Here is a 24,782-nt window from a genome sequence, read left to right as displayed (position 1 = left end):
AGGACGTCACGATTCGATAATCGAGGAGTCACGATGCAGCTCACCAAGTACGCCCACTCCTGCGTACGGCTGGAGCACGACGGGGGAGTGCTGGTCATCGACCCGGGCGGGTTCAGCGAGCCGGCGGCGCTGGACGGGGCGGACGCGGTGCTGATCACGCACGAGCACCCCGACCACCTCAACGTCGAGGTGCTGGTCCGCCAGCTCGACCGGCGGCCGGTGCCCGTGTACGGACCGTCCTCACTCGCCCGCGCCCTCGGCGAGGCGGCCGAGGCGCTCGAACCGGTCGAGGCGGGCCAGTCGTTCACCGCCGCCGGGGTGGCGGTCCGCGCCTACGGGGGGCGGCACGCCGTGATCCACCCCGACATCCCGGTGGTGGACAACCTGGGTTACCTGCTCAACGACGTCGTCTACCACCCCGGCGACGCGCTGGTCGTCCCCGACGACGTGCAGGTCGACACGCTCTTCGCGCCGATCCACGCGCCCTGGTCGAAGTTCTCCGAGGTGGTCGACTTCATCCGGGCGGTCGCCCCGCGACGCGCCTTCGCCGTGCACGACGCGCTGCTCAACAGCAACGGCTACGGCGTACTCGACCGGCAGTACACGGCGCTGTCCAACTGCGAGTACCAGCGGTTGGAGCCGGGTACCAAGATCGACGGCTGAGGCGATGGCCGGCCCCTCCCGCGACCTCGTCCAGCAGCTCTACAGCACTCCGCCCGACCGGTTCGTCGCGGCCCGCGACGCGGCCGCCGCCGAGGCCCGCCAGGCCGGCGATCCGAAGACCGCCCGGGAGATCGCCAAGCTGCGCCGGCCCACCGTGGCCGCCTGGCTGGTCAACCTGCTCGCCCACCGCCGCCCCGAACTGGTCGCCGACCTGGCCCAGCTGGCCGAGTCGCTCCGGTCCGCCCAGCGCGAGCTGCGCGGCTCCCGGCTGCGCGAACTCTCCGCCCAGCGGCGGGCGGTGGTCGGCGCGCTGGTCGGCGAGGTCCGCAAGCTGGCAGCGCAGACCGACGGGGCGCCGGCGGCCGGGAAGCTGCCGCTGGCCGAGGTGGAGGCGACGTTGAACGCCGCGCTCTCCGACACCGAGGTGGCCGAGCAGGTCCGCGCCGGCCGGCTGCTGCGGGCGGCGAGCTACGCCGGCTTCGGCGAGGTGCCCCGGCCGCAGCTGCGGCTGGTCACCGGCGGGGAGGAGGCGGAACCGGAGCCGCCCCGCCCGGAACGCCGGCCGGACCGGGCCGCCCTCCGGGCGGAGCAGGCCGAACGGGCCGCCCGGGCGGAGCGGGACCGGCGGCGCCGGGCGCTGGAGAAGGAGCTGGCGAAGGCGCGTACCGAACAGGAGCGGGCGGAGGCGGAGCTGGCCGGCGCGGCGGCGGCCGAACACGACGGCGCCGCCGCCCTGGACGCCGTGGAGGCGGAACTGGCCGAGCTGGAACGCCGGCGGGCGGTCGTCGAGCAGGAACTGAGCCGGTCCAAGCTGGCCCGTCGCGCGGCCGAACGGTCGCTCACCGCCGCCCGCCGCCGCGCCGGTGAGGTGGAGGCGGCGGTGGAGGCGCTGGACGCGGAAGAGGGGGGCTGACGACGCGAACCGGGCGCGGCAGACTGATCCCCGATGAGCGGACGGCGGGGAGCGGGCGGATGACGCCGGAACAGATCGCCGCGGCCAGCAAGCCGATCGTGCTCGAACTCGGCGACGCGTACACCCGGTGCCCGACCACGCTGCGCCGGGCCCGGCTGCTCGGCATCTCCGGGTGGGCGTTCTACATCACCGGTCGGGCCGGCGCGCTCGGCGACGTCCGGGCCGAGACGGCGGCCGCGGCGCTCGGGTTCATCGAGCCCGGCGCGGTGGCCGACGGCTGGGACGCGGCGGCCCGGACCATCCGGCCGTTCGAGGTGGCCCTCGCCAGCCTCGCCGAGTGCTGCCGCTGGGGCGACGAGCGGCTGTCCGCCTTCCCCGCCGTGGAGCGCCTCGCCGACCTGCTCGAACGGGCGGTCCTCGCCGCCGACGCCAGCGGCATGCCGCTCTTCGCCGCCTGGCGCGCGGTGACCGCGCCGAGGCAGACCCCGGGCGCCCGGGCCGCCGCCGGGCTGCGCCTGCTGCGCGAGCACTTCGCCGGTGCGCACCTGCTCGCCGTACGGGCCAGCGGGATGAGCCCGCTGGAGGCGGTGCTGGCCGGGCCGGAGGGGGAGGCCGGGGCGGTGGCCTGCGGCTGGCCGCCGCCGTACCCGCCGGTGGGGCCGTTGGTGCGGCGGCGGCTGTGGGCCGAGGCGGTGACCGACCGGCTGACCGCCGCCGCGTTCGCGGCGCTCGGCCCGGCCGACGGCACCGAGCTGCTGGACCTGCTCGCCGGCACCCGGGCCCACCTGAGCCCCCGGTGACACCCGGGCCCACCTGGGTCCCCGGTAATTCGGCGGCGCTTGTCGGGCCGGCCTGTCAGGATCGCCCCCGTGAATCTCCCCGCCGGATGGACCGCCCGCCGACCCACCCTCGACGACATCCCGGCGATCCTGGCCGTGGTGCACGCCGCCGACACCTTCGCCGTCGGCTACCCCGATTTCGACGCCGACGACGTGCGGGACGCGCTCACCGCACCCTTCGTCGACCCGCAGCGCGACTCCTGGCTGGTCACCGACCCCGAGGGCACGGTGGTCGGCTGGGCGATCCTGTCGAACCCGACCGGCGTGGGCCGCGAGTTCGTCGAGGTCTACGTCGACCCGGAGCGCGGCGAGGGGGTGCGCGCCCCGCTGCTCGCCCGGCAGCTCGACCGGATCGCCGAACGGGCCGCCGAGCGGGGCCGGCCGGAGCTGACCGTGCGCACCGCGGTGTTCGCGCCGGAGACGCGCTGGGCGGCCGAGCTGGCCGAGGCCGGGTTCCGCCGCGCCAAGCGGTACGTGCGGATGCGCCGCGAGCTGGCCGACCTGCCCGCCGAACCGCCGCTGCCGCCCGGCGTGACGGTCCGGCCGCTGCGCGCCGGCGACGAGGCCGACCTGCGGCTGTTCCACCAGATCTACGACACCGCGTTCCGGGACACCCTGGACTACGAACCGGCCGGCTTCGACCGCTGGCGCGAGGCGCTCCGCGCGCACGGGACGTTCTGGGACGAGTGGTTCTTCGCCGAGGTCGACGGGGTGCCCGCGGGGGCGTTGCAGTCCTCCGACCAGGCGCTGGAGCAGGACGAGGGCTTCGTGCGGACGCTGTCGGTGCTGCCCACGTACCGGCGGCGCGGGGTGGGCGCGGCGCTGCTGTGGCGCGCCTTCACGACGTACGCCGAGAAGGGGCGCAAGTACGCCGGACTGGGCGTGGACCTGACCAACCCGACCGCCCCGGTGACCCTCTACCGGTCCGTCGGGCTGCGCGAGGTGCGCTGGACGGACATGTACCAGCGGGTCGTACCGGCCACCGGTGTGTGATTGACGACCCTGGCCGGGGCCGCCTCGTCGGGCGGTCCCGGCTGGGAGCAGACTGTGGGTCGTGGGATACGCGCGGCTAGGCCGAAGCGGTGCCGGTGGGACGGGACCGCAGCTCGGTGACGTAGTCGTCCGGCGCGCCCGCCTTCTCGGCGGCGTTCGCGATCTCGGAGAGGTACCACGAGGTGGGCAGCCCGCCCTCGTAGCCGTCGAAGACGTAGATCCACGCGGTGACGTCCCCGTCGAGGGTCGAGACCCGCACGTGCAGCTTGCGGTACGTGCCGGAGGTCACCCCCTCGATCTCGTCGAGCTGGGCGGCGTCGTACGGGTGGATGTCGTAGAGCGCCACGAACACCCGGTCGCCGGGGGACTCGACGACGGTGCTGACCGCGCCCTCCCAGCCGATCACGTCCTCGCCCGCGAAGGTGAGCCGCCAGCCCTCCAGCCAGCCGGTGCCCACCATCGGCGAATGCGGACAGTAGGCGCGCATCCGGGCGGGGTCGAGGTTTGAGCCGTAGGCGGCGTAATGACGCACGGCGATGACGATAGCCCGGCCGGCCGGTGGGGGAGAATACGACGGTGCGTGTCGAGCACGTTCGGGAGAAGAAAGTCACTGTGAGCATCGACGAAGGGCGAGCGCTGTGAGCCGGATCGTGATCATCGGCGGTGGACCGGCCGGGTACGAGGCGGCGCTGGTCGCCGCCCAGCTGGACGCTGATGTCACCGTGGTGGAGGCCGAGGGCGCCGGCGGGGCGTGCGTGCTGTCCGACTGCGTCCCGTCGAAGACCTTCATCGCCAGCTCCGAGGTGGTGACCGGCTACCGGGACACCGAGGAGTTCGGGGTGCACTCCGACGGGCTGGAGGCGGTCACCGTCGACGCCCGGGCGGTGCACGAGCGGGTCAAGCGGCTCGCCCTGGCCCAGTCCGCCGACATCCACGCCAAGCTGCTCAAGGCCGGGGTGACCTTCGTCGCCGGCAGCGCCCGGCTGGGTGAGGACACCCTGGGTCACACCCACCGGGTGGTCGTCACGCCGGCCGAGGGCGGCGCCGACTACTCCATCGACGCGTCCACCGTGCTGATCGCCACCGGCGCCACGCCGCGCCAGCTGCCCACCGCCGTACCGGACGGCGAGCGCATCCTGACCTGGCGCCAGGTGTACGACCTGCCCGAGCTGCCCGAGCACCTGATCGTGGTCGGCTCCGGCGTCACCGGCGCCGAGTTCGCCAGCGCCTACCTCGCGATGGGCGTCGAGGTGACCCTGGTGTCCAGCCGCGACCGGGTGATGCCGCACGAGGACGCCGACGCGGCGATGGCCATCGAGCGGGTCTTCCGCAACCGGGGCATGAGCATCCTGAACAACTCCCGGGCCGACGCGGTCCGCCGGACCGACGACGGCGTCGAGGTCGAGCTCTCCGACGGCCGCAAGGTGTACGGCTCGCACGCGCTGATCGCCGTCGGTTCGATCCCGAACACCGCCAACCTGGGCCTGGCCGAGTACGGCGTCGAGCTGGCCAAGGGCGGCTACGTCACGGTCGACCGGGTCTCCCGCACCAACGTCCCCGGCATCTACGCCGCCGGCGACTGCACCGGCGTGCTGCCGCTGGCCAGCGTCGCGGCCATGCAGGGCCGGATCGCGATGTGGCACGCGCTCGGCGAGGCGGTCCGGCCGCTGCGGCTGCGTACCGTCGCGGCGAACGTCTTCACCGACCCGGAGCTGGCCACCGTCGGCGTCTCCCAGGACGAGGTGGACGCCGGCAAGGTGCCGGCCCGGCAGGTGATGCTGCCGCTCTCCGGCAACGCGCGGGCGAAGATGGCCGACCTGGCCGACGGCTTCGTAAAGCTCTTCTGCCGGCCGGCCAGCGGCCAGGTGATCGGCGGCGTGGTGGTCGCCCCGAAGGCCAGCGAGCTGATCCTGCCGATCACCATGGCGGTGGAGAACAACCTCACCGTCAACGAGCTGGCGCAGACCATCACGATCTACCCGTCGCTGTCCGGCTCGATCACCGAGGCGGCCCGCCAGCTCATGCTCCACGAACTGGAGTGACCCGCCGCCGGGGCTCGTCGATCGTGGCCCGCGGGTGCCGCCCGTTCCACCCCGGCACACCGGTCGCACCGGGCACCGGGACGGCGTGCTCCACGCGGCGGCGGAGCAGGGTCAGCGCGACCGTGGCGACCAGGGCCACCTCGGTGAGGATGAGCAGCCGCTCGATCAGGCCGAGCAGGACCCGGTCACCGGGGTAGGCCGACCAGACCATCACCGCCGCCAGGGTCAGGCTGGCCAGGGCGAACCCGCGTACCCAGCGGGCGGTGGCGTCCGGCAGCCGCCGGGCGAGCAGCCAGCCGCCGACCGGCAGCGCCAGGAAGGCGACCACCGAGGCGTACCGGTGCACGTAGGCGGCGGTGTCCATGGGCAGCCCGGGCTCGTTGGTCGGCACGACCGCCGCGAGCAGCAGCCCGCCGACCCACGCGGCGAGCAGCACCTCGGTCAGCCGCCCGGCTCCGGTCTGGCGGGCACCGGTCTGGCGGGCATCGGTCTGGCGGGCCTCGGGCCGGCTGCCGTCGGGTGGCGTGGCGGCCCGCCGCAGGGCGGGCAGGAGTGCGGCGGTGGCCACCGCGAGCACGACCATGGCCACGTCGATCACGCCGCCTCGATCGGAGACGGCGTAGTCGCTGACGGTCAGCGACCAGGGATTCAGGTCCTCGTTCACCTCGAGGTGACCGATCACGGCGAGCAGCGCCGCCAGAGCGATCCCGCCGAGGGCCAGCAGGCCACTGTTCCGGATTCCAGGCATGCCTCAGCCTGCCGCCGGAACCACCCGAAACGGATCGGGGCCGGACACCGAAATCGACCCCGGGGACCACCCCTAGAGGTTGGCTTGATCAACTCCGGGTCGCCGATGTGGCGGTATCGATCGGACCCGGATACCGCCATGTCGCCGACATGGCGCGCCGAGCCCCGTTCCGGGGGCGGCTAGTCGGCGGTCGCCTCGGCCGGGGTGGGGGGTTGCTGGCGGGCGCTGAGCAGGGTCATCGCCCACCCGGCGGCGGCGAAGCCGAGCGCCGCCACCCCGGCGACCACGGCCAGCCGCCACGCCGACCCGGTCAGCGCGGTCCCGCCCAGGTGCCCGACCAGCGCCCCGTACGACGCCCAGGCCAGCGCGGCCATCGCCTCGTAGAGCAGGAAGAGGCGGTACGGGTACCGGCTGCGCCCGGCCGAGAAGCAGGCCGCCATCCGCCCGCCCGGCACGAACCGGCAGAGCAGGATCACCAGCGGGCCGGGCCGGCGCAGTCCCCGGGTGACCCGGCCGGCGACCCGCCGGGCCCGGCCCGGTCCGCCGGGGCGGGGCGGTCGGCGGCCGGGCGCGCTCCGGCCGAGCAGGTAACAGACCAGGTCGCCGGCGAAGACGCCGAGCGCCCCGACGGCGATGGTCAGCGGCAGGTTCAGCCCGCCGTACACGGTCAGCGCGCCGCCGGTGATCATGACGACCTGGGTGGGGATCACCGGCACGAAGGCGTCCGCGACCAGCAGTCCGAGCAGCGCGAGGTACGCCCAGGTCGGCGATGCGACCTCAGTGAGTAGTTCGGGCACGACTGCCACCTCGCCGGACGGGGCCGATTGGGTGTACCGAGCCTGACGCCTCCGCCGGTGCCATCGGGAACGGCCCTGGTCGGTGGTGACCGCCGACACGGCTGCGCCACCCCGGGTTCAACGACCGGACGTCCGGGAAGTGACGCACGCGTCGGCGGTCGGCGGATCGGCCGCCGTCGGCGTACCGTTGTCGGCGCGCGGCCCAGGACCGTCGGGTCCCCCGTTTCCGACGGCGGGCCGCCGCGGGCCGCCGGCAGGTCCCGTGCCGGCGGCCCGCCACCGCCTCCCACCCGCCCGGCCGCGCTCCGCCGGGAAATGCGGGTGCGGGCCGCGCCGCGGCCGGCGTACCGTCGCGGCATGCGCAGTGCGGTAATGACCACGACGCCGGGAGACCCCGGCGCGTCGCACTGACCCAACCGTCGACGAGGCCCCGGGGCGATCCGCCCCGGGGCCTCGTGGCGTTCCGGACCGGCTCGCCCGTCGGGCGTACCCGAACCAGGAGCGCGACATGATCGACCACCGCAGGCTCGGCCGGGAGCTGGACCTGTTCGTCTCCGACCCGCTGGCCGGCGCCGGACTGCCGATCTGGCTGCCGGCCGGCGCCGCCGCCCGGCACGCCGTCGAGGAGTACGTGCGGGAGCTGGAGCGCCGGGCCGGCTACCGGCACGTCTACTCCCCGCCGCTGGGCAAACGGCAGCTCTTCGAGATCTCCGGCCACCTCGACTACTTCGCCGACGACATGTTCCCGCCGCTGCGGCTGTCCGCCGACGACGAGTTCGTGCTCCGGCCGGCGCTCTGCCCGCACCACGCCCTGGTCTACCGGGCCCGGGGGCGCTCCTACCGGGAGCTGCCGCTGCGGATCGCCGAGCTGGGCGGGATGTACCGGGCCGAGCGCTCGGGCGTGCTCGGCGGGCTGTCCCGGGTGCGCGCCATCTCGCTCAACGACGCGCACAACTTCTGCGCCCTGGAGCAGGTGGGTGCGGAGGTCGCCGCCATCCTCGGACTGATCCGCGAGGCGCACGCGGCGCTCGGCGTACGACCGGCCGGCTACCGGCTGTCGCTGCGCGGGCCGGAGCAGCGCTACGTCGGCGACGACGCGCAGTGGTCGCGGGCCGAGGAGCTGCTGCGGCAGGCCCTGGCCGGGGTGGAGTACGCCGAGGCGCCCGGCGACGCGGCCTTCTACGGCCCGAAGATCGACATCCAGATCGTGGACGCCGCCGGCCGGGAGTCGACCCTGTCCACCGTCCAGCTCGACTTCGACAAGCCGGCGAAGTTCGACCTCTGGTACACCGACGCGGACGGGGCGCGACGCCGGCCGGTGATGGTGCACCGGAGTCTGGTGGGCAGCATGGAGCGGCTCTTCGCGTACCTCATCGAGGTGCACCGGGGGGCGTTCCCGGCCTGGTACGCCCCGGTGCAGCTGGTGGTGCTGCCGGTCGACGACGGGCAGGCCGAGGCGGCCGACCGGTTCGCCGCCGACGCGCTGGCGGCCGGGCTCCGGGCCGAGGTCGACCTCGCCGGCTCGCTGGGCGCCCGGGTACGCGACGCCGCCCGGCGCCGGGTGCCGTACGTCGCGGTGATCGGGCCCCGCGAGGCGGCCGACGGACGGGTCTCGCTGCGGCTGCGCGACGGCCGCGGGATCGACCCGATGCCCGCCGGCGACGCGCTCGGGCTGGTCGCCGGGGTGGTGGCCGCCCGCTCGGCCGACCTGCTCGGCGCGGGCTGAACCCGCGCCGGGCCGGTCAGCGACGCCCCCGGCCCGCTCGGTTCCGACGTGGGCCGGGGCGTCCGACCGTAGCGTGGCGGTCAGGAGGAGATCGTGGCCCACGCAGCTGTCGCGCACCGCACCGTCGACGTCGACGGGATCGACGTCTTCTACCGGGAGTCCGGGCCGCCGGACGCCCCGGTGGTGCTGCTGCCGCACGGCTACCCCTCGTCGTCGTTCCAGTTCCGCAACCTGCTGCCCGCGCTCGGCGACCGGTGGCGGGCGGTCGCGCCCGACCTGCCGGGTTTCGGCTACAGCGACACGCCGGACCCGGCCCGGTTCGGGTACACCTTCGACGCCTACGCCGAGCTGCTGCGCCGGTTCGCCGAGGTGCTGTCGCTCACCCGCTACGTGATCTACCTGCAGGACTACGGCAGCCAGTTCGGGCTGCGGCTGGCGATGGCCGCGCCGGAGCGGGTCGCCGGCCTGGTCATCCAGAACGGCGACATCTACCCCGACCAGCACGGTCCCAAGTACGAGCCGCTGAAGCGGTTCTGGCGCGACCCGACCGACGAGGGCCGGGCCCGCCTCGCCGAGGCGGTCAGCGAGGCGGGCTTCCGCGGCGAGTTCCTCGGTGAGCTGCCGGACGGGTTGACCGACCGGGTCAGCCCCGACCTGTGGCGGCTGTCCTGGGCCCTGGTACGAGCCGAACCGGCGCGGCGGGACAACCTGGTCCGCCTGCTGGCCGACCAGGGCAGCACCGTCGCCTGGTTCCCCCGCCAACAGGAGTACCTGCGGACCCACCGGCCGGCGACGCTGATCGTCTGGGGGCCGCACGACGGCTACATGCCGGCCGGCGCGGCGCAGGCCTACCTGCGGGACCTGCCCGACGCGGAGCTGCACCTGCTCGACGGCGGGCACTGGCTGCTGGAGACGCACCTCGACGAGGTGGTGCGCCTGCTGCGGGACTTCCTCGACCGGGCCCACCGCTGACCGTCACCGCGCCACCGGCTCGGCGTCGACCTCGTCGTCGACCACCGGTTGGGCGAACTGGGCCTGGTACATCCGGTGGTACGCGCCGCCGGCGGCGAGCAGCTCCTCGTGCGTGCCCTGCTCGACGATCCGGCCGTCCTCCATCATCAGGATCAGGTCGGCGTCCCGGATGGTGGAGAGCCGGTGCGCGATCACGAAGCTGGTCCGGTCCGACCGCAGCGCGGCCATCGCCCGCTGGAGCAGCACCTCGGTACGGGTGTCCACCGAGCTGGTCGCCTCGTCCAGGATCAGCAGCGACGGCTCGGCCAGGAACGCCCGGGCGATGGTGATCAGCTGCTTCTCGCCGGCGCTGACGTTGCTGCCCTCCTCGTCGATCACCGTGTCGTAGCCGTCCGGCAGGCTGCGGACGAACCGGTCCACGAAGGTGGCCCGGGCGGCGGCCAGGATCTCCTCGTCGGTGGCGTCCGGCCGACCGTAGGCGATGTTGTCCCGGATGGTGCCGCCGAAGAGCCAGGTGTCCTGGAGCACCATCCCGATCCGGCCGCGCAGGTCGTCGCGGCGCATCGTGGTGACGTCCACGCCGTCCAGGGTGATCCGGCCGGCATCCAGCTCGTAGAAGCGCATGACCAGGTTGACCAGGGTGGTCTTGCCGGCCCCGGTCGGGCCGACGATGGCCACCGTGTGCCCCGGCTCGGCCACCAGCGACAGGTCCTCGATCAGCGGCTTGTCCGGCTCGTACCGGAACGACACGTGCTCGAACTCGACCCGGCCGCGCGGCTCGCGCACCCGGGCCGGCTCGGCCGGGTCCGGGCTCTGCTCCGCGGCGTCGAGCACCGCGAACACCCGCTCGGCCGAGGCCACCCCGGACTGGAGCAGGTTGGCCATCGACGCGACCTGGGTCAGCGGCTGGGTGAACTGCCGGGAGTACTGGATGAACGCCTGCACGTCGCCGAGGCTCATCGCCCCGGTGGCCACCCGCAGGCCGCCGACCACGGCGATCGCCACGTAGCTGAGGTTCCCGATGAACATCATCGACGGCATGATGATCCCGGAGATGAACTGGGCGCCGAAGCTGGCCTTGAACAGTTCCTCGTTCTTGGCGGCGAAGGCGGCCTCCACCTCCCGCTGGCGGCCGAAGACCTTGACCAGCTCGTGGCCGGTGAACGCCTCCTCGATCTGGCCGTTCAGCTGGCCGGTGTGCGTCCACTGGGCGATGAACTGGCGCTGGGACCGCTTGGCGATCTGCTGGGTGACCAGCACCGAGAGCGGCACCGCGACGAGGGCGATCAGGGCCAGCAGCGGCGAGATCCAGAACATCATCGCCAGTACGCCGACCACGGTGAGCAGCGAGGTGAGCAGCTGGCTCAGCGTCTGCTGGAGGCTGGTCGAGATGTTGTCGATGTCGTTGGTGACCCGGCTCAGCAGCTCACCGCGCGGCTGCCGGTCGAAGTAGGGCAGCGGCAGCCGGTTGAGCTTGTCCTCCACGTCGGCGCGCAGCTTCTGCACGGTCCGCTGCACGACGCCGGTGAGCAGCCAGCCCTGCCACCACATCAGCAGGCTGGCGGCGAGGTAGAGCCCGAGCGCGAGCAGCAGCACCCGGCCCAGCGCCGCGAAGTCGACGCCCACCCCGGGCACCACGTCCATCCGGGCGAGCATGTCGGCGAAGCTGTCGTTGCCGGCCGCCCGGGCGGCGGCCACCGCCTGCTCGGCGGTGCTGCCCGCCGGCAGTTGCCGGCCGATCACCCCGGTGAAGATCAGGTCGGTGGCGTGGCCCAGTACCTTCGGACCGATCACGCTGAGCCCGACGCTGACCACCGCCAGCGCGATGATCGCGCCGAGGTGGAGCCGGTGCGGCCGGAGCCGGCCGAGCAGCCGCCGCGCGGACGGCCCGAAGTTCATCGACCGCTCGGCGGGCATCCCGGCGCCCATCCACCCGGGGCCGCGCTGCCCACCGCCGGGCAACCGCCTCGGCGTCGGCCCGTCGGCCGCCGGCTTCTGCGCGGGTACGGCCGCCCGCGCCCCCTGCTGCTCGCTCGTGCCGACGCCGGCCTGCGGTTCGGCCGTGCTCTGCCGGGCGACCCGCTCGTTGCGCTCGCTCATGCCGGCACCTCCGCCGTCTGCTGGGAGGCGACGATCTCCGCGTAGGTCGGGCAGGTCTTCAGCAGCTGTTCGTGTCGGCCCACCCCGACCACGCCCCCGTTCTCCAGCACGATGATCTGATCGGCGTCGACGATCGTGGAGACCCGCTGGGCCACGATCACCACGGCGGCGTCGGCGGTGACCGGCCGCAGCGCCGCCCGTAGCCGCGCGTCGGTGCCGAGGTCGAGCGCGGAGAACGAGTCATCGAAGAGGTAGATCTCCGGCCGGCGGACCAGCGCGCGGGCGATCGCCAGCCGCTGCCGCTGTCCACCGGAGACGTTGGTGCCGCCCTGGGCGATCGGTGCCGCCAGCCCTTCCGGCATCGCGGCCACGAAGTCCCGGGCCTGGGCGATCTCCAGCGCCGCCCACAGTTCCGCGTCGGTGGCGTCCGGATTGCCGTAGCGCAGGTTGCTCGCCACCGTGCCGGTGAACAGGTAGGGCCGCTGCGGCACCAGGCCGATCCGCCGCCACAGCTCGTCCGGCGCCAGCTCGCGGACGTCGACCCCGTCGACCAGCACCGCGCCGGCTGTGGCGTCGACCAGCCGGGGGATCAGCGACAGTAGGGTGGTCTTGCCCGCGCCGGTGCTGCCGACGATCGCCGTGGTGGTCCCGGCGGTGACCCGGAACGAGACGTCCCGCAGCACCGGCTCGGCCGCGCCCGGGTACTGGAACCGCACCCCGCGCAACTCCAGCTCGCCCCGCGTCGGCACCTCGGTGACCGGCGCCGCCGGGGGCAGCACCGACGAGTCGGTGTCCAGCACCTCGACGATGCGCTCCGCGCCGACCGCCGCGCGGGGGACCATCATCAGCATGAAGGTGGCCATCATGACCGCCATCAGGATCTGCATCAGGTACTGCAGGAAGGCGGTCAGCGCGCCCACCTGGATCGCCCCGGCGTCCACCCGCTGCGCGCCGAACCAGAGCACCGCGACGCTGGAGAGGTTGAGCACCAGCATCACCACCGGGAAGACCAGTGCCATCAGCCGGCCGGTCTGCAGCGCGGTCGCGGTCAGGTCGGCGTTCACGGTGGCGAAGCGGCGCGTCTCATACGGCTCGCGGACGAACGCCCGGACCACCCGGATACCGGTGATCTGCTCGCGCAGCACCCGGTTCACCGCGTCGATGCGGGTCTGCATGAGCCGGAAGCCGGGCACCATCCGCCGGGTCACCAGCCCGAGCGTGACGGCGAGCACCGGCACGCTGACCAGCATCAGCCAGGACAGGCCGACGTCCTCGCGCAGCGCCATCACCACGCCGCCGACGCTCATGATCGGTGCGGCCACCAGCATGGTGCAGCTCATCAGGACGAGCATCTGCACCTGCTGGACGTCGTTGGTGTTGCGGGTGATCAGCGACGGCGCCCCGAACCGGGCGACCTCGCGGGCCGAGAACCGGTTCACGTGCGTGAAGATCGCGGCCCGGACGTCCCGGCCGAAGCCCATCGCGGTCCGCGCGCCGAGGTGGACCGCGCCGATCGAGCAGACGATCTGCGCCAGGCTGACCAGCAGCATCCAGCCGCCGGTACGCAGGATGTAGTCGGTGTCGCCCCGGGCCACGCCCAGGTCGATGATGTCGGCGTTGAGGCTCGGCAGGTAGAGCGAGGCCATGGTGCCGACGAACTGGAGCAGCACCACCGCGTTGAGCGCCCGGTGGTACGGGCGGAGATGGTCGCGGAGCAGTCGGATCAGCACGCCGGACCTCCCGGCAGGTCGGCGCGGCCCGGCCCGGCCGGTTCCTCCGCGCTACCGATGACCTCGAGCAGGAACTCGCGGATCACGGCGGCCTTCGCCGGGTCGGCGTCGACCGAGGTGAGCGGGGGATTGGACTGGATCAGGGTGGTCAACGCCCCCAGCCGCGCCCGGCCGGCGTCGGTGATGGCGAGCCGGATGCTGCGCCGGTCGCTCTCGTCGCGCTGCCGCTCGACCAGGCCGTCGCGTTCGAGGGTGTCGATGATGCCGGTCAGGGTGGCCGGCCGGACGAAGCAGCGTTGGGCGACCTCGCCGTGCGGCAGCGCGCCGTGCTTGTCGAGCGTCATCAGCGTGACCATGCCGGCCTGGGTGAGGTTGAACTGCTCCGCCAGGAGGCGGTTCCACCGCTGGCTGACCACGTGGCCGGCGACCACCAGGAGCCGGCCGATCGGTACGTCGTGAAGGGTGACCAGGTGCACGAGGGTATGTTAGCCCCCTGATTGTCAGGCCCCAAACGAAATTGCCGCAGCCGCGCCAACGAACACGACCTGGAGTGCGGTGCGCGGCCAGAGCGGGGTCACCGGCTTGCCGGCGAGGGTGAGCCCGCGCCGGGCGGCCGAGACGTTGGCCGGGAACATGGCGAGCATCAGCACGGCCAGCCCCGCCGCCGCCCAACCGGCGGTGGCCGGGACGAGCAGCGCCACCGCGCCGGCCAGTTCCAGCACGCCGGTGAGGGTGACCAGCAGGTCCGGCCGGGGCAGCCCGGGCGGCACCATCGCGATCAACCCCGACCGCCGTGGCTCGGCGAAGTGCGCGAAGCCGGTCAGCACGAACATCAGGGCGAGCCCGACCCGCAGGGCGGGGTGCCAGCCGTCGAGGGCGTCGACGCCGGCCAGCCCGACCAGCCGGGTGAGGGTGGTACCGAGCACCAGCGCGATCAGCGGAGCCATGCCGAACCTCCAGGGGAGAACTTGTCGATGACAAGATTGCCTCCCGGATGCTCATCTTGTCAATGGAAAGATAGGATCGTGGCATGACCGGCAAACCTGGCTACCATCACGGCGACCTGCGTCGCGCCCTGCTCGCCGCCGCGGTGCAGGCGATCGAGGAGTCCGGCGTCACCGCGCTCAGCCTGCGCGACCTGGCCCGCCGGGCCGGTGTCTCACACGCCGCGCCGGCGCACCACTTCGGCGACAAGGCCGGGTTGCTCACCGCGCTCGCCGTCGAGGGGTTCGACCTGCTCGCCGACCGGCTGCACGGGGCCGGCGGCGACATGTTGGAGGCCGGCGTCGCGTACGTCGACTTCGCGGTCGGGCACCGCGCGCACTTCGAGGTGATGTTCCGCCCGGAGCTCTACCGGACGCACGACGCCGAGGTGCGCGCGGCGCGGGAGCGGGCCGGCGCGGCGCTGTACTCGGGGGTGGCGGCACTGCCCGGCCGGGCGGGTGCCGACCCGGGGCAGGACGCCCTGGCCGCCTGGTCGATCGTGCACGGCTTCGCCACGCTCTGGCTCGCCAGGGCGTTGCCGGAGCGCGTCGGCGACGATCCCCGGGAGGCGGCGCGGATGGTGATCCGCCACCTCTTCTGGTGACCGCCGCCGACGGCGGTGCCGCTCACCAACTGGTGGGCAGCGGCATCCCCTCGGTGTAGCCGGCGGTGCTCTGCACCCCGACGACGGCCCGCTCGTGGAACTCGGCGAGGTTGCGCGCCCCGGCGTAGGTGAAGGCGCTGCGTACCCCCGCGATGATCTCGTCGATCAGGTCCTCCACGCCGGGCCGGTTCGGGTCCAGGTACATCCGGGCCGAGGAGATGCCCTCCTCGAAGACCGCCTTGCGGGCCCGGTCGTACGGGCTGTCGTCGGCGGTGCGCGCGCTGACCGCCCGCGCCGAGGCCATCCCGAAGCTCTCCTTGTAGCGCCGGCCGTCCGGCTCGGTGTAGAGGTCGCCCGGGGACTCGTAGGTGCCGGCGAACCAGGAGCCGACCATCACGTTCGACGCGCCCGCGGCCAGCGCCAGCGCCACGTCCCGCGGGTGCCGTACGCCGCCGTCGGCCCAGACGTGCCGGCCCAGGTCGCGGGCCGCCGCCGCGCAGTCCAGCACGGCGGAGAACTGCGGCCGGCCCACCCCGGTCATCATCCGGGTGGTGCACATCGCACCCGGTCCGACGCCCACCTTGATGATGTCCGCACCGGCCTCCACCAGGTCGCGTACGCCCTCGGCGGTGACCACGTTGCCGGCTGCCACCGGCACCGCCGGGTCCAGCTTGCGGACCGCCCGCAGCGCGGAGATCATGCGCTCCTGGTGCCCGTGCGCGGTGTCCACGACCAGCGTGTCCACCCCGGCCTCCAGCAGCGCCGCCGCCTTGCCGGTGACGTCCCCGTTGATGCCGATCGCCGCCGCGATCCGCAGCCGGCCCCGGTCGTCGACCGCCGGCTTGTAGAGGGTGGCGCGCAGCGCGCCCTGCCGGGTGAGCACCCCGACCAGCCGCCCGTCGGCGTCTACCACCGGGGCGAGCCGGCGCCGGCCGGCCGAGAGCCGGTCGAAACCGGTCCGCGGGTCGGCGTCCGCCGGTACGGTGTGCAACTCCGTCGACATCACGTGGCGCAACTGGGCGAACCGGTCGACGCCCACGGTGTCCGCCTCGGTCACCACGCCCAGCGGCCGGCCCGCCGGGTCGACCACGATCACCGCGCCGTGTGCCCGCTTCGGCAGCAGGTGGATCGCGTCGCCCACGGTGTCGGTCGGGCCGAGCGTGATCGCGGTGTCGTGCACCAGGTGACGCTGCTTGACCCAGGCGACGACGTTCGCCACCACCTCGATCGGGATGTCCTGCGGGATCACCGCGATGGCGCCGCGCCGGGCCACCGTCTCGGCCATCCGGCGTCCGCTCACCGCTGTCATGTTCGACACCACCAGCGGGATGGTGGTGCCGGTACCGTCGCCGGTGGCCAGGTCGACGTCGAGCCGCGAGCCCAGGTCGGAGCGGGCCGGCGCCATGAAGACGTCGTTGTAGGTCAGGTCGTGCGCGGGGACCGCGCCATGAAGGAACCGCACCCGGCAATCATCCGTGACCACCGGTCGGTCCGCCCCCGGTGGTCACGGAAAACACCCTCGCCCACCCCGGGGTAGGGCCGGCGGTGCGGTCGGCGGCGGTCAGCCGAGCAGCAGCGCGACGGCGAGCGCGGCCATCACGGCGGCGATCACGCCGTCCAGCAGCCGCCACGCGACGGTACGGGCGAGCAGCGGGGCGAGCCGGTGTGCCCCGACGCCCAGCGCGGTGAACCAGACGATGCTGGCCAGCGCGGCGCCGACCCCGAACAGCCAGCGGTTCGGGTGCTGCTGGGCGATCCCGCCGAGCAGCAGCACGGTGTCCAGGTAGACGTGCGGGTTCAGGTAGGTGAAGGCGGCGCAGGCGAGCAGGGTCGCCCGCAGCGTGGCCGGTGGGCGTTCGGTGGGCAGCAGCGCGCCCGGACGCAGGGCCCGGCGGGCGGCCAGGGCGGCGTAGCCGAGCAGGAACGCGGCGCCGCCCCAGCGGATCGCGGTGAGCATGATGGGCCGGCCGGTGACCACGGTGCCGACCCCGGCGATGCCCGCTGCGATCAGCAGCGCGTCCGAGGCGGCGCAGGTGAGGACCACGGGCACCACGTGCTCGCGGCGCAGCCCCTGGCGCAGGACGAAAGCGTTCTGGGCACCGATGGCGACGATCAGCGCGATGGACATGGCGAACCCGGCGACGGCGGAGGTGAGCACGGCACGACGCTAGAGCCGACGCCGAACATCAGTCCAGCTAAACATTCTGAGGCTGCTTAAGCTGAACTTATGAACGGTCTCGATTCGGCCCAGTTGCGTACGCTCGCCGCCGTGGTCGCCGAGGGCAGCTTCGAGGCGGCGGCCCGGCTGTTGCACATCACCCCGTCCGCGGTCAGCCAGCGGGTGAAGGCGCTGGAGGAGACCGTCGGCCAGGTGCTGGTCCGGCGTACCCGGCCGTGTGCGGCGACCGAGGCGGGCCGGCCGCTGCTGCGGCTCGCCGGTCAGCTCGCGCTGCTGGAGCGGGAGGCGTTGGCCGACGCGCGGGGCCCGCTGACCGGCGGCGGTCGCACCCGGGTCGCCGTGGTGGTCAACGCGGACTCGCTCGCCACCTGGTTCCCGGCCGCGCTGGCCCGGCTGCCGCAACGGTCGGGGCTCTTCTTCGATCTGCGTCAGGACGACCAGGACCACACCACCGAGCTGCTCCGGGACGGCTCGGTGACGGCAGCGGTCACCGCCCAGCGGGAGGCGGTGCAGGGTTGCCGGGTGATCCGGCTCGGCGCGATGCGCTACCAGGCGCTGGCCACTCCGGAGTTCGCCGCGGCCCACTTCGCCGACGGGCTCACCGCGGCGGCGGCGACCGCGGCGCCGCTCGTGGTCTTCGACCGCAAGGACCGGGTGCAGCACCGGTTTCTGCACGCGGTGACCGGCCGACCGCTGGAGCCGCCGGTGCACTACGTGCCGTCGGTGCCCGCCTTCAGCGAGGCGATCCGGCTGGGGCTCGGCTGGAGCCTGGTGCCCGAGCAGATCGCCGCCGCCGACCTGGCCAGCGGGCGCTGCGTGGACCTCGCGCCCGGCCGGCACCTGGACATCCCGCTCTACTGGCAGCACTGGCGGCTGGAGTCGGACGTGCTGAACGCCCTCACCGCCGCTGTCCGCGCGGTCGCCGCCGAAACCCTGCGCTGAACCCGCCGGCCGGGTCAGGCGATGGTGCAGATGGTGGCGCCGGCGGTGATCACCGCACCGACCTCGGCGGTCAGGCCGCTGACCGTACCGGCCTTGTGGGCGTGCAGCGGCTGCTCCATCTTCATCGCCTCCAGCACCACGACCAGGTCGCCCTCGGCCACGGTGTCGCCGTCGGCCACCGCGATCTTCACGATCGTGCCCTGCATCGGGGAGGTGAGCGAGTCGCCGCTGGCCGCCGTACCGGCCTTGGTTCCGCCGCCGCGGCGGGCCGGCTTGCGGGCGGCGGGCGCGGCGGTGGCCGTACCCCCGCCGAGGCCGGCCGGGAGGGTGACCTCCAGCCGCTTGCCGCCGACCTCGACCACGACGGTCTCCCGCTCGGCCGGCGCCTCGGCGGCGCCGGCGGTGGCGGTGAAGGCCGGGACGGTGTTGTCGAACTCGGTCTCGATCCACCGGGTGTGCACGGTGAACGGCTCGGCGGTGAACGCCTCGTCCCGCACCACCAGCCGGTGGAAGGGCAGCGCGGTGGCCATCCCCTCGACCACCATCTCGTCCAGCGCCCGGCGGGCCCGCTCCAGCGCCTCGGTACGGGTCTCGCCGGTGATGATCACCTTGGCCAGCAGCGAGTCGAAGTTGCCGCCGATCACGTCGCCGGCCGAGATGCCGGTGTCCACCCGCACGCCTGGGCCGGTGGGCAGCCGCAGCGCGGTGACCGTGCCCGGGGCGGGCAGGAAGTTGCGGCCCGGGTCCTCGCCGTTGATCCGGAACTCGATGGAGTGCCCGCGCGGCGTCGGGTCCTCGGTGAACCGCAGCTTCTCGCCGTCGGCGATCCGGAACTGCTCGCGGACCAGGTCGATGCCGGCGGTCTCCTCGGTGACCGGGTGCTCCACCTGGAGGCGGGTGTTCACCTCCAGGAAGGAGATGGTGCCGTCCGCGCCGACCAGGTACTCCACCGTGCCGGCGCCGTGGTAGCCGGCCTCCCGGCAGATCGCCTTGGCGCTGTCGTGGATCTGGGCGCGCTGCGCGTCGGTGAGGAACGGCGCCGGAGCCTCCTCGACCAGCTTCTGGTGCCGGCGCTGCAGCGAGCAGTCGCGGGTGCCCACCACGATCACGTTGCCGTGCTGGTCGGCCAGCACCTGCGCCTCGACGTGCCGGGGCTTGTCCAGGTAGCGCTCGACGAAGCACTCGCCCCGGCCGAACGCGGCGACCGCCTCGCGGGTGGCCGACTCGAACAGGTGCGGGATCTCCTCCATGGTGCGGGCCACCTTCAGCCCGCGCCCGCCGCCGCCGAAGGCGGCCTTGATGGCGACCGGCAGGCCGTGGTCGACGGCGAACGCCATCACCTCGTCCGGGCTGCCGACCGGGTCGGGGGTGCCGGGCACCAGCGGCGCGCCGGCGCGCTGGGCGATGTGCCGGGCGGTGACCTTGTCGCCGAGGTCGCGGATCGCCTGCGGGGTGGGGCCGATCCAGGTGAGCCCGGCGTCGATGACGGCCTGGGCGAAGTCGGCGTTCTCGGAGAGGAAGCCGTAGCCGGGGTGCACGGCGTCGGCGCCGGCCTGTGCGGCGACCGCCAGCAGCTTGTCGATCCGCAGGTAGCTCTCGGCGGCGGTGTCCCCGCCGAGGGCGTACGCCTCGTCGGCCAGCGTGGCGTGCAGGGCGTCCCGGTCGGAGTCCGCGTAGACCGCGACGCTGCCCAGGCCGGCGTCACGGCAGGCGCGGATGACGCGTACGGCGATCTCGCCGCGATTGGCGATGAGTACCTTGCGCACCTTGGGGGCTCCTCCCGGGTGGTTACTGACCGGGAGTGTATCGGCCACTCTGACGGCCCTAACGATCGCTCAGTGTGGGATGCCGCACTGTCCGAAGGGCTATTAGTCAAACTTGTTTATTACGCTTGACCGGTGTCTGCCACCCGAATGATGATCCTCGGCCTGGTCCGTTGGATGCAGCCGGTGCACGGCTACGACGTCCGCCGCGAGCTGCTCAGCTGGAGCGCCGACAAGTGGGCCAACGTGCAACCGGGATCGATCTACCACGCCCTGCGCAAGCTGACCGAGGAGGGGCTGCTGCGCGAGGTGGCCACCGAGCAGGTCGGCGGCCGACCGGCCCGCACCACCTACGAGGTCACCGCCAAGGGTGAGGACGAGTTCGAGACGCTGCTGCGCGGCCAGTGGTGGCACGTGCACCAGCAGCCCGACCCGTTCCTGGCGGCGTTCTCCTTCCTGCCCGCGCTGCCGCGGCAGGAGGCGGCGGCGGCCCTGCGCAACCGGGCGAACCTGATGCGGGCCAGCGCCGAGTCGACGCGGGCGTCGCTGGAGTCCGACTGGATCCGGGTCAGCAAGCCGGCGCACGTGGCGTGGATGTTCGAGCTGTGGGTGGCTCGAGCGGAGGCCGAGGCCGCCTGGTGCGAACAGATCGCCGAGCGGATCGACTCGGGTGTGTCGTACCTGCCTGATGAGGTGGCGGAGGCGGAGGGTTGGAATGGGTGGCGGGAGAGCGGGCACGGGGGCCGCCAGCCGACAGCCGAATAGTCAACGTTGACCACAAGAGCTATATCGCGTTAGCCTTTCGCGGTGCACGGGGGAGTACGCCGTCCAGCGTCCGTCCCCAAGGGGCAGCCGGCCGGCCGCCGCCGGCCCGGACGACCAGGAGCAGAGATGATCGAGACCAGAGGGCTGCGGAAGTCGTTCCGCTCCCGGGCGGGTCGGGAGACCAAGACCGTCGAGGCGGTGCGCGGGGTCGACCTGCAGGTCGCGGAGGGCGAGATCTTCGGCTTCCTCGGCCCGAACGGCGCCGGCAAGACGACCACCCTGCGGATGCTGGCCACGCTGATCGAGCCCGACGGCGGCGAGGCCACCATCGCCGGCGCCGACCTGCGCAAGGACCCGGCCGAGGTGCGCCGCCGGATCGGCTACGTGGCCCAGGGCGGCAGCACCTGGGACGAGTCCACCGCCCGCGAGGAGCTGGTGCTGCACGCCCGGATGTACGGCATCGGCAAGGCCGAGGCGCACCGCCGGGCCGCCCGCGCCCTGGACGCCTTCCAGCTCAGCGAGTACGCCGACCGCAAGTGCAAGACCTACTCCGGCGGCCAGCGCCGGCGGGTCGAGATCGCCCTCGGCATCATCCACGAGCCGAAGATCGTCTTCCTGGACGAGCCGACCACCGGCCTCGACCCGCAGAGCCGGGCGCACATGTGGGACGAGATCCGGCGGTTGCGCACCGAGGGGATGACCGTCTTCATCACCACCCACTACCTCGACGAGGCCGACGCGCTCTGCGACCGGATTGCGATCATGGATCACGGCGAGGTGGTCGCCGAGGGCACCCCGGCCGACCTGAAGCGCGAGATCTCCGGCGACGTCGTGCTGCTCGGGCTGGACGTCGCGGCCACCCCGCAGGCCGCGCAGCTGCTCGACAGCGAGCCGTACGTCAACAAGCTGGAAACCGCCGACGAGGGCGGGCTGCGGCTCTACGTCGACGAGGGGGCCACCGCCATCCCGCAGATCCTGCGCCGGGTGGACAGCGCCGGCCTGGCGCTGAGCTCCATCGAGCTGCACCGGCCCAGCCTCGACGACGTCTTCCTCACCAAGACCGGCCGCTCGCTGCGCGAGTCCTGACCCCCATCCGGAGAGACCTCATGAAACTCGCCCGTGACACCTGGCTGATCTTCCAGCGTCAGCTCCAGCTGCTGCTGCGCAACCCGGTCTGGGTCTTCGTCGGCGTCTTCCAGCCGGTGATGTACCTGCTGCTCTTCGCCCCGCTGCTCAAGCCGGCGCTGAACGCACCCAGCCAGGCCGAGGCCTACAAGATCTTCGTACCCGGTCTGCTGGTGCTGCTGGCCATCTTCGGCGGCCTGTTCCAGGGCTTCGGCCTGATCGCCGAGTTGCGCGCCGGGGTCATCGAACGCTCCCGGGTCACCCCGGTCAGCCGGCTGGCCCTGCTGCTCGGCCGCTCGCTGCGCGACGTGGTGTCGCTGATCGTGCAGGCGGTCATCATCACCCTGCTCGCGCTCCTGTTCGACCTGCGGGTCTTCATCGGCGACCTGCTGCTGGCGTACCTCATGCTCGCCCTGATCGCGCTGATGACCTCGGCCGTCTCCTACGGCGTGGCGTTGAAGGTCAAGAGTGAGGACGCGCTGGCCCCGCTGATGAACACCGTGGCGCAGCCGGTGCTGCTGCTCTCCGGCATCCTGCTGCCGCTCACCTTCGCGCCCGGCTGGTTGCAGGGCATCGCCGACTGGAACCCGTTCTCCTGGGCGGTCGACGGCACCCGCGCCCTCTTCGCCGGCGACCTCGGCGACGACAAGGTCTGGCAGGGGCTGAGCATCATCACGGTGCTGGCCGCCGCCGGGGTGGTCTGGGCCGCCCGGCAGTTCGCCCGCAGCGTCCGCTGATCCGAGAGCTGCCTCTCACCTGGGGCGGGGTACCGGTCGAGCGCTTGTAGCGTAAGGCCGGTGCCCCGCCTCACCCGTGACCGCATCACCTGGCTGACCTATGCCCAGCTGGGGCTGTGGGGCTTCTTCCTCTACGGGTTCGGCCCGGTCGTCCCGCTGCTCCGCGACGAGCAGGGCACCTCGGCCGCCGTCGCCGGCCTGCACAGCACCGGCATCGCGGTCGGTGCGCTGGCCGGCGGAGCGCTCTTCGCGCCCCTCGCCCGGCGGTTCGGCCGGGGGCCGGCCACCTGGCTCGGCCTGGCCGGGGTGGCCGTCGGTGTCGCCGCCCTCGGCACCCTCCGCGCCCTGCCGGCCACGATCACCGCGGTCGCGCTGATCGCCACCTTCGGCATGATGGTGATCAGCGGGGTCAACGTCGTGCTCACCGCCCGGCACGGCCCCGCCGCGCCGGCCGCGCTCACCGAGGCCAACGCCGCCTGCGCCGGCATGGGCATCCTGGCCCCGCTGGTGATCGGCGCCAGTGTCGACGCCGGCTGGGGCTGGCGACCGGCGATGGCCGTCGAGGTCGGCCTCATCGCGCTGGTCGCGCTCGCCGCGCTGACCTTCCACGTACGCCCGCCGGCCGCCGCCCCCGCGGCCCGCGCCGGTTTCGTCCGGACCGGTTCCGCCGTCCGCACCGGCGGCGTCCGCGCTGGTTCCGCCGTCCGGGCTGGTTCCGCCGTCCGGGCCCGCCCCGGCGTCCGCGCTGGCGGCGAGCCGGGCCGGCGGCTGCCGCGGGCGTACTGGATCGCCTGGGTGCTGATGGCGGTCACCGGCTCGATCGAGGTGTGCCTGTCGCTCTGGACCGCCGACGTGCTCCGCTCGCACGCCGGTATGACCGCCGGCGCCGCCTCGGCAGCGGTCGCGGCGATCGTCTGCGGGATGTTCCTCGGGCGGCTGCTCGGCGGCCGGATCGCACTCCGCTACCGACCGGTGCCGCTGCTGCTCGCGGCGCTGGCCGTGTCGCTGACCGGGTTCACGGTCTTCTGGGCGGCGCCGATCGGCTGGCTCGCGGTCGTCGGCCTGGTCGTGCTCGGTCTCGGCAACGCCCTGCACTACCCGTTAGCCATCTCGATCGCGCTGGCAGTGGCCGGGCCGGCCGCCGACCGGGCGGCGGGCTGGGCGTCGTACTCGATGGGGGGCGGCTTCGGCATCGCGCCGGTGGCGCTCGGCTGGGTGGCCGACGGGGTGGGCCCGCACCTGGCCTTCCTGCTGGTGCCCGGCTTCATCGCGGCCGCCGTGCTGCTCGCCGTCCGCCTCGGCCGCGCGCTCCGCGCGCAGCTCCCGGCCGACCAGCCCCCGCTTTCGGCCACCGCCGTTTCGGCTTGACCCACACAGAGGTCGCGCCGCACGCGGTCGCGGCGGCGTTGGCCACACCGTTTGCGGGATATCGGGGTTTCCCAGCGTCACGGACACCCCGATATCGCGTATCCCGTGTGGATCAATCAGCGGTCCGGGGGGCGGCGGTCAGTGCACCCGCGCCAGGGTCAGGCCGTCCGCGACCGGCAGCATCACGGCGTCCACCCGGACGTCGGCGAGCACCTCGTCGTTGAACGCGGCGATCGCCCGGTCGTCGGCGTTCTGCGGGGCGATCACCCGGCCACCGCGCAGCACGTTGTCGACTGCAATGACGCCACCCGGGCGCATCCGCGGCACCAGCTCGGCCCAGTAGATCGGATAGCCGGTCTTGTCGGCGTCGATGAAGGCAAAGTCCAGGTGACGCTCGTGGGGCAGCTCACGCAGTATGTCGCCGGCCGGGCCGATGCGCAGCTCGATCCGGTCATCCACGCCGGCACGGGCCCAGTACCGTCGCGCGATGCCCGTGAACTCCTCCGAGATGTCGAAGCAGGTCAGCCGACCACCCTCGGGCAGTCCTCGGGCGATGGCCAGCGACGACAGCCCAGTGAAGGTGCCCACCTCCACGGCCTGCCGCACGCCGAGCAGCCTGGTGAGGAAGGTCAGGAACGCGGCCTGTTCCGGCGCGACCTGCATGTGCGCGTCGCGGGGCAGGGCCGCAAGGGTCTCCTCGGCCAGATCCCGCATGATCTCGTCCGGCGGCGAGCCGTGTGCCACCAGGTACGTGTGCAGTTCCGTCGTGAGTGGAATCGGCTTCCTGGTCAT

The 24,782-nt window shown here is 73.4% G+C and carries 23 protein-coding genes and 1 pseudogene; 13 read left to right on the top strand and 11 right to left on the bottom strand.

The window, feature by feature from the left end; translation table 11 throughout:
* Positions 1-33: 33 nt before the first annotated feature.
* The 4 genes from DLJ47_RS17635 (at position 34) to DLJ47_RS17620 (ending at position 3,408) form a co-directional block, all read left to right on the top strand.
* A complete protein-coding gene (locus tag DLJ47_RS17635) occupies positions 34-663 on the top strand; it encodes an MBL fold metallo-hydrolase (RefSeq protein WP_109901055.1) in 630 nt (209 codons plus the stop codon).
* 4 nt (positions 664-667) lie between these two features.
* Entirely contained in the window at positions 668-1,576 is a 909-nt protein-coding gene (locus DLJ47_RS17630) for a hypothetical protein (RefSeq protein WP_109901054.1), read from the top strand.
* Between the two features lie 59 nt (positions 1,577-1,635).
* Complete coding sequence (locus DLJ47_RS17625; RefSeq protein WP_109901053.1) at positions 1,636-2,376, top strand: SCO6745 family protein; 741 nt, start codon at positions 1,636-1,638, stop codon at positions 2,374-2,376.
* A gap of 69 nt (positions 2,377-2,445) precedes the next feature.
* Entirely contained in the window at positions 2,446-3,408 is a 963-nt protein-coding gene (locus DLJ47_RS17620) for a GNAT family N-acetyltransferase (RefSeq protein ID WP_109901052.1), read from the top strand.
* A gap of 76 nt (positions 3,409-3,484) precedes the next feature.
* On the opposite strand, the gene DLJ47_RS17615 is transcribed toward DLJ47_RS17620, so the two are convergent.
* A complete protein-coding gene (locus DLJ47_RS17615) occupies positions 3,485-3,940 on the bottom strand; it encodes a gamma-glutamylcyclotransferase (protein WP_088996053.1) in 456 nt (151 codons plus the stop codon).
* Between the two features lie 106 nt (positions 3,941-4,046).
* Between DLJ47_RS17615 and DLJ47_RS17610 the strand changes: the two genes are divergently transcribed.
* Positions 4,047-5,450, top strand: a complete 1,404-nt coding sequence (locus tag DLJ47_RS17610; RefSeq protein WP_109901051.1) for an NAD(P)H-quinone dehydrogenase — start codon at positions 4,047-4,049, stop codon at positions 5,448-5,450.
* Here DLJ47_RS17610 and DLJ47_RS17605 read toward each other — a convergent pair.
* Together DLJ47_RS17605 and DLJ47_RS17600 are read right to left on the bottom strand one after the other, a co-directional pair.
* On the bottom strand, positions 5,428-6,198 hold the full coding sequence (locus tag DLJ47_RS17605; RefSeq protein WP_109901050.1) for a DUF998 domain-containing protein: 771 nt from the start codon (positions 6,196-6,198) through the stop codon (positions 5,428-5,430). The two genes, DLJ47_RS17610 and DLJ47_RS17605, sit on opposite strands and share 23 nt — an antisense overlap.
* 179 nt (positions 6,199-6,377) lie before the next feature.
* Positions 6,378-6,995: a DedA family protein gene (locus DLJ47_RS17600; RefSeq protein ID WP_109901049.1), complete on the bottom strand. Its 618-nt coding sequence runs from the start codon at positions 6,993-6,995 to the stop codon at positions 6,378-6,380.
* Between the two features lie 502 nt (positions 6,996-7,497).
* On the opposite strand from DLJ47_RS17600, the pseudogene thrS reads away from it, so the two are divergent.
* Both thrS and DLJ47_RS17590 read left to right on the top strand, forming a co-directional pair.
* Positions 7,498-8,721: pseudogene (gene thrS, locus DLJ47_RS17595) on the top strand (threonine--tRNA ligase); the annotation flags it as partial.
* Positions 8,722-8,814: 93 nt separating this feature from the next.
* Positions 8,815-9,693 carry an alpha/beta fold hydrolase gene (locus tag DLJ47_RS17590; protein ID WP_199235887.1) on the top strand — a complete coding sequence of 293 codons (879 nt, stop codon included), beginning with the start codon at positions 8,815-8,817 and terminating at the stop codon, positions 9,691-9,693.
* Between the two features lie 3 nt (positions 9,694-9,696).
* Here the strand turns inward: DLJ47_RS17590 and DLJ47_RS17585 are convergent, their stop codons facing one another.
* The 4 genes from DLJ47_RS17585 to DLJ47_RS17570 all read right to left on the bottom strand — a co-directional run bounded on the left by DLJ47_RS17585 (position 9,697) and on the right by DLJ47_RS17570 (position 14,470).
* A complete protein-coding gene (locus tag DLJ47_RS17585; RefSeq protein ID WP_199235888.1) occupies positions 9,697-11,610 on the bottom strand; it encodes an ABC transporter ATP-binding protein in 1,914 nt (637 codons plus the stop codon).
* Between the two features lie 179 nt (positions 11,611-11,789).
* Positions 11,790-13,523 carry an ABC transporter ATP-binding protein gene (locus tag DLJ47_RS17580; RefSeq protein ID WP_109901046.1) on the bottom strand — a complete coding sequence of 578 codons (1,734 nt, stop codon included), beginning with the start codon at positions 13,521-13,523 and terminating at the stop codon, positions 11,790-11,792.
* Entirely contained in the window at positions 13,517-13,999 is a 483-nt protein-coding gene (locus DLJ47_RS17575) for a MarR family winged helix-turn-helix transcriptional regulator (protein WP_109901045.1), read from the bottom strand. Before DLJ47_RS17575 ends, DLJ47_RS17580 begins: the two co-directional genes overlap by 7 nt.
* A 24-nt stretch (positions 14,000-14,023) precedes the next feature.
* Positions 14,024-14,470 carry a DoxX family protein gene (locus DLJ47_RS17570; RefSeq protein ID WP_109901044.1) on the bottom strand — a complete coding sequence of 149 codons (447 nt, stop codon included), beginning with the start codon at positions 14,468-14,470 and terminating at the stop codon, positions 14,024-14,026.
* 83 nt (positions 14,471-14,553) lie between these two features.
* On the opposite strand from DLJ47_RS17570, the gene DLJ47_RS17565 reads away from it, so the two are divergent.
* Positions 14,554-15,111, top strand: coding sequence for a TetR/AcrR family transcriptional regulator (locus DLJ47_RS17565; protein ID WP_109901043.1), 558 nt, complete (start codon positions 14,554-14,556; stop codon positions 15,109-15,111).
* 22 nt (positions 15,112-15,133) lie between these two features.
* Here DLJ47_RS17565 and DLJ47_RS17560 read toward each other — a convergent pair whose 3' ends face one another.
* Both DLJ47_RS17560 and DLJ47_RS17555 read right to left on the bottom strand, forming a co-directional pair.
* On the bottom strand, positions 15,134-16,573 hold the full coding sequence (locus DLJ47_RS17560; RefSeq protein WP_088996043.1) for a GuaB1 family IMP dehydrogenase-related protein: 1,440 nt from the start codon (positions 16,571-16,573) through the stop codon (positions 15,134-15,136).
* Between the two features lie 99 nt (positions 16,574-16,672).
* Positions 16,673-17,269: a LysE/ArgO family amino acid transporter gene (locus DLJ47_RS17555; protein ID WP_109901042.1), complete on the bottom strand. Its 597-nt coding sequence runs from the start codon at positions 17,267-17,269 to the stop codon at positions 16,673-16,675.
* Positions 17,270-17,338: 69 nt separating this feature from the next.
* Between DLJ47_RS17555 and DLJ47_RS17550 the strand changes: the two genes are divergently transcribed.
* The gene (locus tag DLJ47_RS17550) at positions 17,339-18,232 is read left to right on the top strand and encodes a LysR family transcriptional regulator ArgP (protein WP_109901041.1); all 894 of its coding nucleotides are present in this window, start codon (positions 17,339-17,341) and stop codon (positions 18,230-18,232) included.
* A gap of 14 nt (positions 18,233-18,246) precedes the next feature.
* Here the strand turns inward: DLJ47_RS17550 and DLJ47_RS17545 are convergent, their stop codons facing one another.
* On the bottom strand, positions 18,247-19,998 hold the full coding sequence (locus tag DLJ47_RS17545) for an acetyl/propionyl/methylcrotonyl-CoA carboxylase subunit alpha (protein WP_109901040.1): 1,752 nt from the start codon (positions 19,996-19,998) through the stop codon (positions 18,247-18,249).
* A gap of 147 nt (positions 19,999-20,145) precedes the next feature.
* Here DLJ47_RS17545 and DLJ47_RS17540 point away from each other — a divergent pair, with 147 nt between their 5' ends.
* From DLJ47_RS17540 to DLJ47_RS17525, 4 genes are all read left to right on the top strand, one after another.
* Positions 20,146-20,760 (top strand): PadR family transcriptional regulator, encoded by a 615-nt coding sequence (locus tag DLJ47_RS17540; RefSeq protein ID WP_109901039.1) that lies wholly within the window; start codon positions 20,146-20,148, stop codon positions 20,758-20,760.
* Positions 20,761-20,886: 126 nt separating this feature from the next.
* Positions 20,887-21,846 carry an ATP-binding cassette domain-containing protein gene (locus DLJ47_RS17535; protein ID WP_109901038.1) on the top strand — a complete coding sequence of 320 codons (960 nt, stop codon included), beginning with the start codon at positions 20,887-20,889 and terminating at the stop codon, positions 21,844-21,846.
* A 20-nt stretch (positions 21,847-21,866) separates the two neighbouring features.
* Positions 21,867-22,622, top strand: a complete 756-nt coding sequence (locus tag DLJ47_RS17530; RefSeq protein ID WP_109901037.1) for an ABC transporter permease — start codon at positions 21,867-21,869, stop codon at positions 22,620-22,622.
* A gap of 60 nt (positions 22,623-22,682) precedes the next feature.
* A complete protein-coding gene (locus DLJ47_RS17525; RefSeq protein WP_109901036.1) occupies positions 22,683-23,990 on the top strand; it encodes an MFS transporter in 1,308 nt (435 codons plus the stop codon).
* 138 nt (positions 23,991-24,128) lie between these two features.
* On the opposite strand, the gene DLJ47_RS17520 is transcribed toward DLJ47_RS17525, so the two are convergent.
* Complete coding sequence (locus DLJ47_RS17520; protein WP_109901035.1) at positions 24,129-24,782, bottom strand: O-methyltransferase; 654 nt, start codon at positions 24,780-24,782, stop codon at positions 24,129-24,131.

This window comes from Micromonospora sp. S4605 (assembly GCF_003176715.1).
In the GTDB taxonomy this organism is placed as follows: Bacteria; Actinomycetota; Actinomycetes; order Mycobacteriales; family Micromonosporaceae; genus Micromonospora; species Micromonospora echinaurantiaca.
This window is presented reverse-complemented; position numbering and strand designations above follow the sequence as displayed.